The organism is Klebsiella sp. K5-204, assembly GCF_030128585.1.
In the GTDB taxonomy this organism is placed as follows: domain Bacteria; phylum Pseudomonadota; class Gammaproteobacteria; order Enterobacterales; family Enterobacteriaceae; genus Klebsiella; species Klebsiella quasipneumoniae.
This window is the reverse complement of sequence record NZ_JAKUZS010000012.1, coordinates 86,925-102,678: the sequence shown is the minus strand read 5'-3', so window position 1 is coordinate 102,678 and position 15,754 is coordinate 86,925. Positions and strand designations below refer to the sequence as shown.

General features: G+C 57.5%; 12 protein-coding genes and 1 riboswitch. Of the genes, 4 read left to right on the top strand and 8 right to left on the bottom strand.

All coding sequences use genetic code 11. The features are described 5' to 3' along the window. Positions 1–374 precede the first annotated feature (374 nt). Both murI and btuB read right to left on the bottom strand, forming a co-directional pair. A complete protein-coding gene (murI, locus tag MKR05_RS24705; protein ID WP_044520945.1) occupies positions 375–1,226 on the bottom strand; it encodes a glutamate racemase in 852 nt (283 codons plus the stop codon). Beyond that, entirely contained in the window at positions 1,171–3,009 is a 1,839-nt protein-coding gene (btuB, locus tag MKR05_RS24700; protein ID WP_064158479.1) for a TonB-dependent vitamin B12 receptor BtuB, read from the bottom strand. The genes murI and btuB overlap by 56 nt, the downstream gene beginning before the upstream one ends. Before the next feature lie 64 nt (positions 3,010–3,073). Further along, a riboswitch (cobalamin riboswitch) is annotated at positions 3,074–3,261 on the bottom strand. A gap of 114 nt (positions 3,262–3,375) precedes the next feature. Between btuB and trmA the strand changes: the two genes are divergently transcribed. Beyond that, a complete protein-coding gene (trmA, locus tag MKR05_RS24695) occupies positions 3,376–4,476 on the top strand; it encodes a tRNA (uridine(54)-C5)-methyltransferase TrmA (protein WP_004203692.1) in 1,101 nt (366 codons plus the stop codon). Between the two features lie 49 nt (positions 4,477–4,525). Here the strand turns inward: trmA and MKR05_RS24690 are convergent, their stop codons facing one another. Continuing rightward, the gene (locus MKR05_RS24690) at positions 4,526–4,885 is read right to left on the bottom strand and encodes a YijD family membrane protein (protein WP_004203691.1); all 360 of its coding nucleotides are present in this window, start codon (positions 4,883–4,885) and stop codon (positions 4,526–4,528) included. A gap of 15 nt (positions 4,886–4,900) precedes the next feature. Next, positions 4,901–5,536, bottom strand: coding sequence for an HTH-type transcriptional repressor FabR (gene fabR, locus MKR05_RS24685; protein WP_004151856.1), 636 nt, complete (start codon positions 5,534–5,536; stop codon positions 4,901–4,903). Positions 5,537–5,732: 196 nt separating this feature from the next. On the opposite strand from fabR, the gene sthA reads away from it, so the two are divergent. Beyond that, the gene (gene sthA, locus MKR05_RS24680; protein WP_002883016.1) at positions 5,733–7,133 is read left to right on the top strand and encodes a Si-specific NAD(P)(+) transhydrogenase; all 1,401 of its coding nucleotides are present in this window, start codon (positions 5,733–5,735) and stop codon (positions 7,131–7,133) included. Here sthA and oxyR read toward each other — a convergent pair. From oxyR to argC, 4 genes are all read right to left on the bottom strand, one after another. Then, positions 7,116–8,033 (bottom strand): DNA-binding transcriptional regulator OxyR, encoded by a 918-nt coding sequence (oxyR, locus tag MKR05_RS24675; RefSeq protein ID WP_002883015.1) that lies wholly within the window; start codon positions 8,031–8,033, stop codon positions 7,116–7,118. The genes sthA and oxyR overlap by 18 nt on opposite strands. A gap of 258 nt (positions 8,034–8,291) precedes the next feature. After that, a complete protein-coding gene (gene argH / locus MKR05_RS24670) occupies positions 8,292–9,665 on the bottom strand; it encodes an argininosuccinate lyase (protein WP_087824557.1) in 1,374 nt (457 codons plus the stop codon). A gap of 100 nt (positions 9,666–9,765) precedes the next feature. Next, entirely contained in the window at positions 9,766–10,542 is a 777-nt protein-coding gene (gene argB, locus MKR05_RS24665) for an acetylglutamate kinase (RefSeq protein WP_085955164.1), read from the bottom strand. A gap of 6 nt (positions 10,543–10,548) precedes the next feature. Next, positions 10,549–11,553 (bottom strand): N-acetyl-gamma-glutamyl-phosphate reductase, encoded by a 1,005-nt coding sequence (gene argC, locus MKR05_RS24660; RefSeq protein ID WP_025710967.1) that lies wholly within the window; start codon positions 11,551–11,553, stop codon positions 10,549–10,551. Positions 11,554–11,666: 113 nt separating this feature from the next. Between argC and argE the strand changes: the two genes are divergently transcribed. Both argE and ppc read left to right on the top strand, forming a co-directional pair. After that, a complete protein-coding gene (gene argE / locus MKR05_RS24655) occupies positions 11,667–12,818 on the top strand; it encodes an acetylornithine deacetylase (RefSeq protein WP_226327252.1) in 1,152 nt (383 codons plus the stop codon). A 258-nt stretch (positions 12,819–13,076) separates the two neighbouring features. Further along, entirely contained in the window at positions 13,077–15,728 is a 2,652-nt protein-coding gene (ppc, locus tag MKR05_RS24650; RefSeq protein ID WP_023291536.1) for a phosphoenolpyruvate carboxylase, read from the top strand. Positions 15,729–15,754 lie beyond the last annotated feature (26 nt).

Below are 15,754 nucleotides of genomic sequence, written 5' to 3'. Positions count from 1 at the left end.
AACTTCGTAATGAATTACGTGTTCACTCTTGAGACTTGGTATTCATTTTTCGTCCGAGGACGTTAAGAATCCATGTCACTTTGAGTGCCCACACAGATTGTCTGATAAATTGTTAAAGAGCAGTTGCAACGCGGCTTTCAGCTCACCGTTGCGAGGTCCCGTATAATACGTTTTCCTCATTCAGAGTCAAGCCCTTATTTTGCTTTTCTCTGTCGGTTTTCAGCGCTGAACTTCATCGCCGAAACCCTGCTGACCCGGCGGCTTGCTTGCCGTTGTTCCGTGTCAGTGGAGGCGCATTATAGGGAGTTCTGAGACGTTGACAAGCCCTGTTTTCAAAAAATTATTCAACCGTCTCTTTTTTGTGCAAAACGCCGTTAAAGCGGTAATTTTTCCAGCGTCGAGAAGCCATAGCGATGCAAAACGGGTAAAAGTTGTTCCGTTTCTGCCGTCAACGCCATGCAGAATGCTTTATTCTCGTCGCTGGACTTCGCATCCGGCGCTTCATGCTCTAACAGCCAGGCGGTGCGACGGGCAATCGCCGCGCCGGAATCGATCAGCCGCGTGCCCTCGGGCAGAACGCGCTGCAGCTCCTCCTGTAAAAGAGGAAAGTGGGTGCAGCCCAGCACCACCGTATCCGGCGGCTCCTGCATCCGCAGCCACGGGCGCAGGATACGGCGCAGTTCTTCTAACGGCACAGGCTCGCCGTGCAGCTTCGCTTCCGCCAGCTCCACCAGCTCCGCCGACCCCAGCATTTCAATCCGACATTCATTGGCAAAGCGGTCGATCAGCTCACGGGTATAAGGACGCTTTACGGTGCCGCGCGTCGCCAGCAGGCCGACAATGCCGTTCGCCGTTAAGCGGGCGGCGGGTTTGATCGCCGGCACCACGCCGACAACGGGGAAGGCGAACTTTTCACGCAGAGCAGGCAGGGAGACGGTACTGGCGGTATTGCAGGCGATCACCGCCAGCGCCAGGGGATAACGCTGCTGGACAGCGGTGACGATTTCCACAACGCGCTCAACGATAAACGCCTCGCTCTTCTCGCCATAGGGGAAGGCAACGTTATCGAAAGCATAGATGTAATGCAGATTCGGCAGCAGCTGCCGAATCTCATTATAAACCGACAACCCACCGACGCCGGAATCAAACACCAGCACGGTGGGACGTGGATCAGAAGGTGTAGCTGCCAGACAAGGTGTATTCCCGTCCTGCAGATTGGTAGCCATAAACTGTCTCGTAATCTTTATCGAACAGGTTGGCTATTTTACCACGAACTGTCAGGTGTGAGGTGACGGGATACGATAAACCGACATCCCAGAGGCTCAACCCACCCATATTGACGGTACGCGAGTTGTCGTAATCATAATCGTAGCGCTTGCCGATGTAGTGATACGTCACATCCCACCCCAGATCGTAGACCTGGCCGTTCAGCTCGTATTTCACCTGCTGCTTCGCCCGGCGATAGAGGATCTTGTTAGTTTCATCATCGCGAGGGTCAACATACTGCAGCGTCAGATGGTGCTCCACCGGCCCTGTGGTGACATTCCCCGTCCACTCCAGCCCCTTGATCGTCGCAGACTTGACGTTGTAATAGGCGTTGTTGTCGTAATCGATGAGGTTTTGAATCTCATAGCGATACGCGGAGAGACGCCAGTCGACCGCCCCCGTCAACCCTTCGAGGCCCGCTTCCCACTGCTTCGACTCCTCTGGCTTCAGGTTCGGGTTAGAGGCGATGCCAAAACGTTCTGCGCCGTACTGCTGTCCGAGGGAGGGGGCGAGGAATCCTGTACCGTACGAGAGCGTTGTCCGATAACCCTCGATAAATTCCCAGCCTGCCGCCGTCTGCCAGGTACCGTGCCAGCCAAACTGCTCGTCATGATCCTCACGGCCGGAAGCTTCCAGCGTCACGCTGTCAATCTGCTGCTGGCCCGTCAGATAAAGACCGGTGGTATCGCGCTTATACACGTCGGTACTGGTCGTTCCGCTGGATTTCAGCTTCTCCTGTTTCCAGTCTACGCCACCGCTCACTGCGCCATGGCCCACCACAACATTATTTCCCCATTGGATATAGCGTTGTTCCATATCATCCAGGGTGGTGCCCGCGGCATAGCGGCCAGCGTCGCTGCTGTAGTTGTAATCTTTAATACGCTGATAGTTCGCAATCAGCTGGGAGGAGTAAATTCCGGAATGGTAGTGCAGACCGGTGTCCCAGGATTGGGTATAGGACTGATCTTCATCGTTTCCACCTGCGTAGCCCCAGTTACCCTGGTCATAGTCAGCATTGGCGGAATAACCATAGCCGCGGAAGAACCCCGAGAAGTTGTCATCGAACTGATGCTGTACCCCGCCCCATAGCATTTTATTGCGGTAGCCGTCGCGATCGCTGTCGCCGCTATAAGAGGAGTTCGGCTGGACGTTAAACCCTTTGGTGGTCTGATAGGCGCCGGCAGCGGTAACCAGCGTATCGCCAAACCGCTTGTTAAAGGCGCCATCGTAGGACTGATAGCCGTTCGTTCCCGCGCCGGCGTTGATCTGCGAACGCTCAGCATCGGTCATGGTGATGATGTTCACCACCCCGCCGATCGCCCCGGAGCCGTACACCGCGGAGCGCGGGCCGCGGATGTATTCCACCCGCTGGACCAGAGAGATAGGGATCTGACTGATATCCACGCCGTTGGAGATCCCCGGACGCGCCATCGGCACACCGTCGATCAGCACCAGCACGTGGCGAGCCTCCGTCCCCCGAACATACAGCGAAGCGCTCTGCCCCATGCCGCCGTTGCGGGCAATATCGACGCCGGGAAGACGACGCATGACATCGTTTAAATCTTTGGACTGCCAGCGGTCGATGTCATCGCGCGTCACTATATCGGTCGGCGCCAGCACGGTATTGACCGGCTGTTGAAAACGGTTTGCTGTCACCACCAACGTGTCTGAATTGCTGTCCTGCGCCCAGCCGGAAAATGCCGTGACGGATAAGGCCGTCATCAGCGAAGCTTTTTTAATCATTGTAAAAGCATCCGAAACAGAAAAAGGATGCCGCAGGTTTTATCAGTTGCTCGCGACGATAAAACCCAGTGCGACGTATTCCGGCAGGTCTTCGGGCTTGGAGGCTGTTTCAAGAAATAATGACTTCCCACGGCTAACCGCAGTGTCTGCACCGAGTGCGCTCATTTCTCACCTTCCTTACCGCTGCGCGTCAGCCCCAGATTTCCACTGGGTTCCCTTTTAACTCACAGGACCGGTAGGCGAATGCTACAATCAGAAACATATAGATGTCCAGACTGCTAATTATATTTCCCGCGGCATTCGAGGCTGGACATCCCCGGCGCTTTCCCTACAATCCCCGCGTACTTATTTTATTCAGGATACATCATGACCCCCGAACACCTTCCTACCGAACAATACGAAGCGCAGCTGGCAGAAAAAGTCGTCCGTTTGCAAACCATGATGGCGCCTTTCGCCGCGCCGGTTCCGGAAGTGTTTCGTTCGCCGGTCAGCCACTACCGTATGCGCGCCGAGTTCCGTCTGTGGCACGATGGCGACGACCTGTACCATATTATTTTCGATCAGCAGACCCGGTCGCGGATTCGCGTTGACAGCTTCCCGGCCGCCAGCGCGCTCATCAATCAGCTGATGACCGCCATGCTGGAGGGCGTGCGCAACAATCCCGTGCTGCGCCATAAGCTGTTTCAGATTGACTATCTGACCACCCTCAGCAACCAGGCGGTCGTCTCGCTGCTGTATCATAAAAAGCTCGATGATGCCTGGCGTGAGCAAGCGGAGGCGCTGCGTGACGCCCTGCGAGCCCAGGGGCTCAATGTGCATCTGATTGGTCGGGCGACTAAAACTAAAATCGAGCTCGATCAGGATTATATAGATGAACGCCTGCCGGTTGGCGGTCGGGAGATGATCTACCGTCAGGTGGAAAACAGCTTTACCCAACCGAACGCGGCCATGAACATTCAGATGCTGGAGTGGGCGCTGGATGTCACCAAAGGGGCGACCGGCGACCTGCTGGAATTGTACTGCGGCAACGGTAACTTCTCGCTGGCGCTGGCGCGTAATTTCGATCGCGTACTGGCCACCGAAATCGCCAAACCGTCGGTGGCGGCGGCGCAGTACAACATCGCCGCCAACCATATCGACAACGTGCAGATTATCCGCATGGCGGCTGAAGAGTTTACTCAGGCGATGAACGGCGTGCGTGAGTTCAACCGGCTGCAGGGTATCGATCTGCAAAGCTATCAGTGCGAGACTATTTTCGTCGATCCGCCGCGTAGCGGGCTGGACAGTGAAACGGAGAAAATGGTGCAGGCCTATCCGCGCATTCTGTACATTTCGTGCAACCCGGAAACGCTGTGCCGTAATCTGGAAACGCTAAGCCAGACGCACAACGTTACCCGGCTGGCGCTGTTCGACCAGTTCCCGTATACCCATCACATGGAGTGCGGCGTTCTGCTGACCCGGAAATAGGCCAAAAAAAACCGGCAACGTCATATTGCCGGTTTTTTATCACTGGCGCTTATTCGGCGGCGGTATTTTTGCGGTTACGCATCTTGTAGCCGATCCAGAAGACCATCGCGACGGACAGAACGGCCGGGAAGAAGTTAGAGCCGATATCCGGGTACTCCGCACGCACGACGGTGCTGTACAACAGCACCCCGAGAATAAAAAAGGCGGCGGCCAGGCCCGGTAGCCCGACGGGCATACTGCGATTCTGATAGCGCTGATGCAGACAGTAGACCGTCAGCAGCAGGGATAAGATGGGGAAGACGGAAAACGGAACTATCGAACTGAACAGCGCCGCAAAGGCGCCATTAATAGATAACCCGGCAATCAGCGCCAGCAGCAGCGTACCTTTATCTTGAACTGAGTGTTTCATTGCTCGTCCTTCACGTTATTCGGAATGATGTGACATTTTTTCTTGTTCACGGCGATACCAGTAATACGCGCCTTTAGAGATCATTCTGAGCTGCAGTACCAACCGTTCTTCCAGCTGTCGGCGCTGTTCAGGGCCGACATCCAGCGCTTCCGCGCCAGCGCTAAAAACGATGGTGACCATAGCTTCAGCCTGCGCTTCGGTAAAGGCGCGCGGCATATGGTTTTCGAGTTCTAAATAGTCGGCGAGTTCCGCAATAAAATGCTGGATTTCGCGTGCGACGGCGGCGCGAAACGCCGCAGACGTTCCCGAGCGCTCGCGCAGCAGCAGGCGGAAAGCGTTCGGGTTGTTACCGATAAACTCCATAAAGGTCGAGACCGAGGTGCGGATCACGCTGCCGCCTTTGGCAATCCGCTGGCGCGCCTGGCGCATCAGCTGGCGCAGCATCAGTCCGCTCTCATCGACCATCGTCAGGCCTAACTCATCGACATCGCGAAAATGACGATAGAAGGACGTCGGCGCGATCCCTGCTTCCCGCGCCACTTCACGCAAGCTCAGGCTGGCGAAACTCCGCTCAGCGCTAAGTTGGCTGAATGCCGCTTCCACCAGCGAACGGCGGGTTTTTTCTTTTTGTTGTGCTCTTACGCCCATCACGATGTATGAATCCTTCCAATAGCCCTGCTGGCACTATACCAGAGATTAAAACTAATCGGTTTGCCCTGGATTGTGAATGATTGTTTACGAGCCGTTTCTGCTTTTATGCCGCAAAAAAGCACAACGATAATTGGGTTAAAGCGCAGCGAATGTTATCATCGTGTTTATTTTATGTATAAAACAGGTGAGTAATGCCATGTCACACTCTTGGGATTATGATGCAATAGTGATTGGTTCCGGTCCTGGCGGCGAAGGCGCCGCCATGGGACTGGTGAAACAGGGAGCACGCGTTGCCGTCATCGAGCGCTACCATAATGTCGGCGGCGGTTGCACCCACTGGGGCACCATCCCGTCGAAAGCCCTCCGCCATGCCGTCAGCCGTATTATCGAGTTTAACCAAAACCCCCTCTACAGCGACCACTCCCGCCTTCTTCGCTCTTCTTTCGCCGACATCCTTAACCATGCCGACAGCGTCATCAACCAGCAGACTCATATGCGCCAGGGATTCTATGAGCGCAACCACTGTGAAATTCTGCAGGGCAATGCCCACTTCGTTGATGAGCATACTCTGGCGCTGGAGTGCCATGACGGCACGGTCGAGACGGTGACCGCGGAGAAATTCGTTATCGCCTGCGGATCTCGCCCCTATCATCCGGCGGATGTCGATTTCCACCACCCGCGCATCTATGACAGCGATTCGATTCTCAGCCTGCAGCATGAGCCGCGCCATGTGATCATTTACGGCGCCGGGGTAATCGGTTGTGAATATGCGTCGATCTTCCGCGGCATGGAGGTGAAGGTCGATCTGATCAACACCCGCGATCGTCTGCTGGCCTTCCTCGATCAGGAGATGTCAGATTCACTCTCCTATCACTTCTGGAACAGCGGCGTGGTCATTCGCCACAACGAGGAGTACGAAAAGATTGAAGGCGTTGATGACGGCGTCATCATGCATCTGAAATCCGGCAAAAAGCTCAAAGCGGACTGCCTGCTGTACGCCAACGGCCGCACCGGCAATACCGACACTCTGGCGCTGGAAAACATCGGTCTGCAGACCGACAGTCGCGGCCAGCTGAAGGTCAACAGCATGTACCAGACCGCCCTTCCGCACATCTATGCGGTTGGGGATGTCATCGGCTATCCGAGCCTCGCCTCCGCGGCGTACGATCAAGGACGCATTGCCGCCCAGGCGCTGGTGAAAGGCGAAGCCTCAGCGCATCTGATTGAAGATATCCCGACCGGGATCTACACCATTCCGGAAATCAGCTCCGTCGGGAAAACCGAGCAGCAGCTGACGGCGATGAAAGTGCCGTATGAGGTGGGTCGCGCTCAGTTTAAACACCTGGCGCGGGCGCAAATCGTTGGCATGAGCGTGGGAACCCTGAAGATCCTGTTCCACCGGGAAACCAAGGAGATCCTCGGCATTCACTGCTTTGGCGAACGCGCAGCCGAAATCATTCACATCGGCCAGGCGATCATGGAGCAGAAAGGTGGTGGTAACACCATTGAGTACTTCGTCAACACCACCTTTAACTACCCGACCATGGCGGAAGCGTACCGGGTTGCCGCGCTGAACGGCTTAAACCGCCTGTTTTAACGCCTTGTCGAAATGGCCATCCATCGTGCCGCGGATGGCCTCCGCCAGATGTTCATAGCGGCTGCGCAGCGGTGAGCCCGGACGGTAAACCAGACCGATGGTGCGTCTTGGCTCTGGCTTAATGCACGGCAGGTAGACCACGCCATCGCGTTTTCTTTCCTGCGGCACTGCCAGCGCAGGCAGCAGGGTAATACCGCTGCCTGCCGCCACCATATTGCGCAGCGTTTCCAGGCTGGTCGCGCGGAAGTGGGTATCCTCATCCGCCCCCGCTTCAAAGCAGAAGCCCATCGCCTGATCGCGCAGGCAGTGGCCATCTTCCAGCATCAGCAGCTTTTCACCGGCCAGATCCGACATCGGCACCCGGTCGCGGTTTGCCCACGGATGATCTTCATAGATAGCCAGCATCATCGGCTCATCGAACAGCGGCACCTCGATAAAGGCCTCGCTCTCTTTGACCAGCGCCAGGATGGCGCAGTCGAGCTTACCGCTGTCGAGCTGAGCCAGCAGCTGATGGGTCTGCGCTTCGTGCAGATACATTTCCAGCTTCGGGAAGGTCTGATGCAGCATCGGAATGATGTGCGGTAGCAGGTACGGGCCAATTGTCGGGATCAAGCCGATATGCAGCGGCCCGGACATGGTTTCCCCTTGTTGGCTTGCCATCTCCTTGAGCACTTTTACTTCGCGTAACACGGTACGCGCCTGATCCACCAGCAACAGCCCCGCCTGGGTAAACAGAACCTTACGGCTGGTGCGCTCCAGCAGCATGACGCCAAGCTCATCCTCCAGCTTGCGGATCTGTCCGCTGAGCGTCGGTTGGCTCACATGGCATGAGTCAGCCGCCCGCCGGAAGTGGCGGTGTTCGGCGAGCGCTACCAGGTATTCAAGATCGCGAATATTCATTATTCATCCTCCATCGCCACGATAGTCCATGGCGATAGATAGCATAGCAACGAACGATTATCCCTATCAAGTTTTCTGTTCAATAATACGCCCATAAAGACGGTGAACCTGTGAAAACCACTGACCCGTCACACTGTTTCTCTACCCGAACAACTAAAGCCAACGTGAACTTTTGCGGACCTTGCGTCCGCTTTTTTTTGCATAAAAAACCCGGCGTCGCTGGGCTCGGCCGGGTCAGGGAAGGCAGATATCTGTGGATTAGCTCAGACGGGCCTTCGCCTCGTCGATAGCCTGCGCCACCTGCTGCGGCGAGACGCCGCCTTTTGCCGCGCGTTTATCAAGGCAGGACTGCAGCGACAGGATCGGATAAACATCGTCCGCAATCACCGGGCTGAATTTCTGCAGGTCGGCCAGGGCCAGCGCTTCCAGCGGTTTCCCTTGCGCAATGGCTTCCACCACCGCTTCACCGACAATATGGTGCGCCTCGCGGAACGGTACGCCTTTCGCCACCAGATAATCCGCCAGCTCAGTGGCGTTGGCATAGCCCTGCTGCGCCGCTTCCGCACAGCGCGGACGTTTCACCTGGATGCCATCCAGCACCAGGGTCGCCATATGCAGGCAGTCGAGCCAGGTATCCAGAGCGTCGAAAAGTCCCTCTTTATCTTCCTGCATATCTTTGTTGTAGGCCAGCGGCAGCCCTTTCAGGGTCATCATCATGCCGGTCAGCGCGCCCTGCACGCGGCCGCATTTGCCACGGATAAGCTCCAGGGCGTCCGGGTTTTTCTTCTGCGGCATCAGCGAGGAGCCTGAGGTTACGCGGTCGGAAAGCTCGACGAAATTCGCTTCGCCGGAGTTAAAGAAAATCAGATCTTCCGCAAAGCGCGACAGATGGACCATGCCGATAGAGGCATCGGAAAGCAGCTCCAGAACATGGTCGCGGTCGGACACGCTGTCGAGGCTGTTGCGGGTGGCGGAGGCAAAGCCCAGCCAGCCGGCCAGCTGCTCGCGGTCGATTTCATACGCCGTCCCCGCCAGCGCGCCGCAGCCCAGCGGGCTAACGTCGAGGCGCTTCAGCGCGTCCTGCAGGCGGCTTTCATCGCGCGCCAGCATTTCGACATAGGCCAGACACCAGTGCGCGAACGTCACCGGTTGGGCGCGCTGCAGGTGGGTGTACCCCGGCATCACCGCATCCTGGTTATGCTGGGCCGTCTCCACCAGCGCGCTCTGCAGCTGGCGGTTCGCCGACAGCAGTTCGACAACGGTATCTTTGCACCACAGTTTAAGATCGGTAGCGACCTGGTCGTTACGGCTGCGGCCGGTATGCAGTTTCTTGCCCAACTGACCCACTTTGTCGATCAGTTTGCCTTCCACCCAGCTGTGAATATCTTCAGCATCGCTGGCGAGGATTTGCTGCGGATTGGCGCGCACCTCTTCCAGTAGCACGTTCAGCGCTTCTTCCAGCTGCTGTTGTTCATCGGCACTCAGAACGCCGACCGTTACCAGCGCTTTCGACCAGGCGACAGAGCCAACGATATCCTGCTCCGCCAGACGATAGTCGAAGCGCAACGAGTCGTTGAACTGTTTGAACCGTTGATCTGCTGCCTGTGTAAAACGCCCGCCCCAAAGTGCCATAACATGCTTCCTTTATTCGTTAGTTCCGCCGGTGGCGTTGTGCCTCCCCGGCCTACGGTCTTGTAAGCCCGGCAGACAACGCGCCGCCGGGCATGAAATCTTAAGCCAGAATACGTGTGCCGATAGGCGTGCCGTTAAACAACGCCGGCAGCTGCTCGGCGTGACGCCAGGAGGCGATATCCACCGGACGGCCCAGAGCACGCGCCGCGTCGAGGGCCGCATTCACTTTGACAATCATGCCGTCAGTGATAATCCCCTGCTCGATCAGCTGCTCCGCTTTCTCGGCGGTCATCTCGGCAATACGCTGCCCTTTACCGTCGAGGATACCGCTGACGTCAGACAGCAGGATCAGATCCGCCCCCAGGGTAGCCGCCAGCGCCGTCGCCGCCTGGTCAGCATTGACGTTCATCAGCTGGCCCTCGTCGGTCACGCCGATAGAGCTCACCACCGGCAGGTAACCGCCCGCCAGCAGGGTGTTGATCAGCGTCGGAGAGCCCGGCTGCGCCAGCCCGACATGGCCCAGCTCAGCATCCAGCTGTGTCACCTTCACGCTATCGCCATCGCCGAGGAACAGGCCGACAGAGGCCAGACCGTGCTTTTTCGCCCACGCCAGCAGCGTCTTGTTGGCGGTACCCGCCAGCGCGCCGGTGATGATGTCGATTTGCTCAGCCGGCGTCACCCGCAGACCATTTTTCTTCTGCACCGGCAGGTTGAGCTGCTTCATCAGCTCATCCACCACGCAGCCGCCGCCATGGACGATAATCAGCGGACGCTGGTGCGCTTCACGGTAATTGACCAGCGCGGTAAACAGACGCTCCAGCGCTTCTTCGCTATCGAGTAATACGCCGCCGAGTTTGATAATTAATGGGTTCATCATCACACCTTAAATAAGAGACTGCGTCTCAGCGAAGCCGAAACGAATATTCGCGCACTGCACCGCCTGCGCTGCGGCGCCTTTCAGCAGGTTATCTTCTGCCGCGACGACGATGAGATGGTCGTCCTGCACGGCAAAACCGATATCACAGAATGGCAGACCTTCGACGCTTTTCAATGCGGGCACGCCTTTATCATATAAACGTACCAGCGGTTTATCGGCGTAAGCCTGCTGGTAAACCGCCGCGATCTGCGCATGGCCAACGCCCGGCTTCAGGCGGCAGGTAATGGTTTCCAGAATGCCGCGCTTAAAATTACCCAGATGCGGGGTAAAAATCACCTTCGCTCCGAGGTGGCTGGCAATCTCCGGCTGATGACGATGGTTAAAGATGCCGTATGGCTGCAGGCTGACTTCACAGAAGCTGTTGCCGATCGCGGCTTTGCGTCCCGCGCCGCTCACCCCGCTGGTGGCGTTGATCACTGGCCACTGGTTGAGATCCAGCAGACTGGCATCAATCAGCGGCTTCAGCGACAGCTGCGCCGCCGTCGGGTAGCAGCCAGGCACCGCGATTAACTGCGCTTCTTTAAGCGCATCCGCGCTCCACTCCGCCAGACCATACACCGCCTGTTTGAGCAGGTCGGGATGCTGATGAGTGAAACCATAATATTTTTCGTAGAACGCCCCATCGTTAACGCGGAAGGCACCGGAGAGATCGAACACCACGCAGCCGGCGGCAAGGAACTGCGGCGCCAGATCGTGACTCACTTCGTGCGCGGTGGCGAGAAACACCACGTCCACGCCAGCGCTGAATTCGCTGATATCGGACATCGGCTGCAGCGGCATATCGACAATGCCTTTGAGCTGCGGATGCAGGTCGGAAATTAATTTTCCCGCATCATTGCTTTGCGCGGAGACCGTCAAAGCGGTTATGTTCATATGCGGATGACGATTGATATAGGTCACCAGCTCTGCGCCGGCATAACCACTGGCACCCACAATCAGCGTATTTAACATTGGAAGCGCATCTCCTTACATTCGATGGGTTTTCTTACGCTCAACGATATTGTATTTTTATTCACAATAAATGCATGAATATTGATACTATCACGACCCAAGGTGTGTCAACAATGAAAAACAATTTACCGCCCTTTATCGAGATTTACCGCGCGTTGATCGCCACACCGTCCATCAGCGCGACCGAAGAGGCTCTCGATCAGAGCAATGAGTCTTTAATCAATTTGCTGGCCGGCTGGTTCCGCGATCTCGGCTTTAATGTCGAGGTACAGCCGGTGCCGGATACGCGCCATAAATTCAACCTGCTGGCCAGCACCGGACACGGCGCCGGCGGCCTGCTGCTCGCCGGGCATACCGATACCGTGCCGTTCGATGATGGCCGCTGGACGCGCGATCCGTTCACCCTTACCGAATACGATAACAAGCTCTACGGCCTCGGCACGGCCGATATGAAAGGCTTCTTCGCCTTTATTCTCGACGCCCTGCGCGATGTCGACGTCACCACGCTGAAAAAACCGCTGTATATTCTGGCCACCGCCGACGAAGAGACCAGCATGGCCGGCGCGCGCTATTTTGCCGAAACCACCCGGCTGCGCCCCGACTGCGCCATCATCGGCGAGCCCACCTCCCTGCAGCCGATCCGCGCCCATAAAGGACATATGTCCAACGCGATCCGTATTCAGGGCCAGTCCGGCCACTCCAGCGATCCGGCGCGCGGGGTCAACGCGATCGAGCTGATGCACGACGCCATCGGTCGGATTATGCAGCTGCGCGATTTGCTAAAAGAGCGCTACCACTTCGAGGCGTTCACGGTCCCTTACCCGACCCTCAACCTCGGCGCCATCCATGGCGGCGATGCCTCAAACCGTATCTGCGCCTGCTGTGAACTGCATATGGACATCCGCCCGTTGCCGGGGATGACCCTCAACGACCTCAATGGTCTGCTGGACGAGGCGCTGGCCCCGGTCAGCGAACGCTGGCCGGGCCGCCTGACGGTCTCGGAGCTGCATCCGCCGATCCCCGGCTACGAGTGCCCGCCGGACCATAAGCTGGTGCAGGTGGTTGAGAAACTGCTTGGCGCCCAGACCGACGTGGTGAACTACTGTACCGAAGCGCCGTTTATCCAGACGCTGTGCCCAACGCTGGTTCTCGGCCCGGGCTCGATCAATCAGGCCCATCAGCCTGACGAGTTTCTGGAGACGCGCTTTATCAAGCCAACGCGGGAGCTGATTAGCCAGGTGGTTCACCACTTCTGCTGGCACTAAAATCGCCCTCTTTTTCCACCCCGCTCTCCCGGGGCGGAACGGTGACGATCGTCACATTTCCATAAGCGATGCTTATCCAGCGCCCCCTGAGTTAAATTTCGCAAATTACGGGTATTTACTCGTTTGCTGAAGCGATTTCGCAGTAATTGACGTGGGGGTATTTACGTGGCTTTATAAAAGACGGGTTGCTTATCCGTTGCTCACGTTCCAGCGCAGCGGATATAACAAAATAAAATGAGATGGGGTGTCTGGGGTAACATGAACGAACAATATTCCGCATTGCGTAGTAATGTCAGTATGCTCGGCAAGGTGCTGGGCGATACCATCAAGGATGCATTGGGAGAAAATATTCTTGATCGTGTCGAAACTATCCGTAAGTTGTCCAAATCTTCACGCGCCGGCAACGAAGCTAACCGCCAGGAGCTGCTGACCACGCTGCAGAATTTGTCTAACGACGAACTGCTGCCGGTGGCCCGTGCCTTCAGCCAGTTCCTGAATCTGGCCAACACCGCTGAGCAGTACCACAGCATTTCGCCGAATGGCGAAGCGGCCAGCAATCCGGAAGTCATTGCGCGCACCCTGAGAAAGCTCAAAGACCAACCCAATCTCAACGAAGACACCATCAAAAAAGCGGTGGAATCTCTGTCCCTGGAGCTGGTGTTAACCGCCCACCCGACCGAGATCACCCGCCGGACGCTGATCCATAAAATGGTGGAAGTGAACAACTGCCTCAAGCAGCTGGATAACAAAGATATCGCGGACTACGAGCACCACCAGCTGATGCGCCGCCTGCGCCAGCTGATCGCCCAGTCCTGGCATACCGATGAAATTCGTAAGCACCGCCCTTCCCCGGTCGATGAAGCCAAATGGGGCTTCGCGGTGGTGGAAAACAGCCTGTGGGAAGGGGTGCCTAACTACCTGCGCGAGCTGAACGAACAGCTGGAAGCCAACCTCGGCTATCAGCTGCCGGTGGACTTTGTCCCGGTGCGTTTCACTTCGTGGATGGGCGGCGACCGCGACGGCAACCCGAACGTGACCGCCGATATCACCCGCCACGTGCTGCTGCTCAGCCGCTGGAAAGCGACCGATCTGTTCCTCAAAGATGTGCAGGTGCTGATCTCCGAGCTGTCGATGGTGGAGTGTACTGACGAATTGCGCGCCCTGGCCGGCGCCGAGGGCGCTCAGGAACCGTACCGTTACCTGATGAAAAAACTGCGCACTCAGCTGATGGAAACCCAGGCCTGGCTGGAAGCGCGTCTGAAAGGTCAGAAGCTGCCGAAACCGGCGGGACTGATCACTCAGAACGAGCAGCTGTGGGAGCCGCTATACGCCTGTTATAAATCGCTGCAGGCCTGCGGCATGGGCATTATCGCCAACGGCGAGCTGCTCGACACCCTGCGCCGCGTGAAGTCTTTCGGCGTACCGCTGGTGCGTATTGATATCCGTCAGGAAAGCACCCGCCACACCGAAGCGCTGGGCGAAATGACCCGTTACCTCGGGATCGGCGATTACGAAAGCTGGTCAGAAGCCGACAAACAGGCTTTCCTGATCCGCGAACTAAATTCCAAACGTCCGCTGCTGCCGCGCCAGTGGGAGCCAAGCGAAGAGACCCGCGAAGTTCTCGACACCTGTAGAGTGATCGCCGAGGCGCCGCGCGGATCGATCGCCGCCTACGTGATCTCGATGGCCAAAACGCCGTCCGACGTGCTGGCGGTTCATCTGCTGCTGAAGGAGGCCGGGATTGGCTTTGCCCTGCCGGTGGCCCCGCTGTTCGAAACGCTGGATGACCTGAACAACGCCAACGACGTCATGACCCAGCTGCTGAATATCGACTGGTACCGCGGCTTTATCCAAGGCAAACAGATGGTCATGATCGGCTACTCTGATTCCGCGAAAGACGCAGGCGTGATGGCCGCCTCCTGGGCGCAGTACCAGGCGCAGGACGCGTTGATCAAAACCTGTGAGAAAGCCGGGATCGAACTGACGCTGTTCCACGGTCGCGGCGGCTCCATTGGCCGCGGCGGCGCGCCGGCCCACGCCGCGCTCCTCTCACAGCCGCCGGGAAGCCTGAAGGGCGGCCTGCGCGTTACCGAGCAGGGTGAGATGATCCGCTTTAAGTACGGCCTGCCGGAAGTCACCATCAGCAGCCTGTCGCTCTATACCAGCGCGATCCTCGAAGCCAACCTGCTGCCGCCGCCGGAACCAAAACCGCAGTGGCGCGACATCATGGCCGAGCTGTCCGACGTGTCGTGCAAGATGTATCGCGGCTACGTGCGTGAAAACAAAGATTTCGTGCCTTATTTCCGCTCCGCCACTCCGGAGCAGGAGCTGGGCAAACTGCCGCTGGGTTCGCGTCCGGCAAAACGTCGTCCGACCGGCGGCGTCGAGTCGCTACGCGCCATTCCGTGGATCTTCGCCTGGACCCAGAACCGCCTGATGCTTCCAGCCTGGCTGGGCGCTGGCGCTGCGCTGCAGAAGGTGGTTGAAGGCGGAAAACAGAGTGAACTGGAAGCGATGTGTCGCGATTGGCCGTTCTTCTCCACCCGCCTCGGCATGCTGGAGATGGTTTACTCGAAGGCCGACCTGTGGCTGGCGGAGTACTACGATCAGCGCCTGGTGAAACCAGAGCTGTGGGCGCTGGGTACCGAGCTGCGCAAGCTGCTGGCTGCCGATATCAACGTCGTGCTGGCCATCGCCAACGACTCTCATCTGATGGCTGACCTGCCGTGGATCGCCGAGTCTATCCAGCTGCGTAATATCTATACCGACCCGCTGAACGTCCTGCAGGCGGAACTGCTGCACCGTTCGCGCCAGGCTGAAGAAGAGGGCAAAGACCCGGATCCGCGCGTTGAACAAGCGCTGATGGTCACCATCGCCGGCGTCGCCGCCGGTATGCGTAACACCGGCTAATCGCTATCTTTCCCCCGGCCGCCCGG

What these genes read in the sequence shown, in the direction of transcription:
- murI (WP_044520945.1), bottom strand. Translation starts at nt 1,226, where the DNA reads ATGGCTACCAATCTGCAGGACGGGAATACACCTTGTCTGGCAGCTACA.
- btuB (WP_064158479.1), bottom strand. Translation starts at nt 3,009, where the DNA reads ATGATTAAAAAAGCTTCGCTGATGACGGCCTTATCCGTCACGGCATTT.
- trmA (WP_004203692.1), top strand. Translation starts at nt 3,376, where the DNA reads ATGACCCCCGAACACCTTCCTACCGAACAATACGAAGCGCAGCTGGCA.
- MKR05_RS24690 (WP_004203691.1), bottom strand. Translation starts at nt 4,885, where the DNA reads ATGAAACACTCAGTTCAAGATAAAGGTACGCTGCTGCTGGCGCTGATT.
- sthA (WP_002883016.1), top strand. Translation starts at nt 5,733, where the DNA reads ATGTCACACTCTTGGGATTATGATGCAATAGTGATTGGTTCCGGTCCT.
- oxyR (WP_002883015.1), bottom strand. Translation starts at nt 8,033, where the DNA reads ATGAATATTCGCGATCTTGAATACCTGGTAGCGCTCGCCGAACACCGC.
- argH (WP_087824557.1), bottom strand. Translation starts at nt 9,665, where the DNA reads ATGGCACTTTGGGGCGGGCGTTTTACACAGGCAGCAGATCAACGGTTC.
- argB (WP_085955164.1), bottom strand. Translation starts at nt 10,542, where the DNA reads ATGATGAACCCATTAATTATCAAACTCGGCGGCGTATTACTCGATAGC.
- argC (WP_025710967.1), bottom strand. Translation starts at nt 11,553, where the DNA reads ATGTTAAATACGCTGATTGTGGGTGCCAGTGGTTATGCCGGCGCAGAG.
- argE (WP_226327252.1), top strand. Translation starts at nt 11,667, where the DNA reads ATGAAAAACAATTTACCGCCCTTTATCGAGATTTACCGCGCGTTGATC.
- ppc (WP_023291536.1), top strand. Translation starts at nt 13,077, where the DNA reads ATGAACGAACAATATTCCGCATTGCGTAGTAATGTCAGTATGCTCGGC.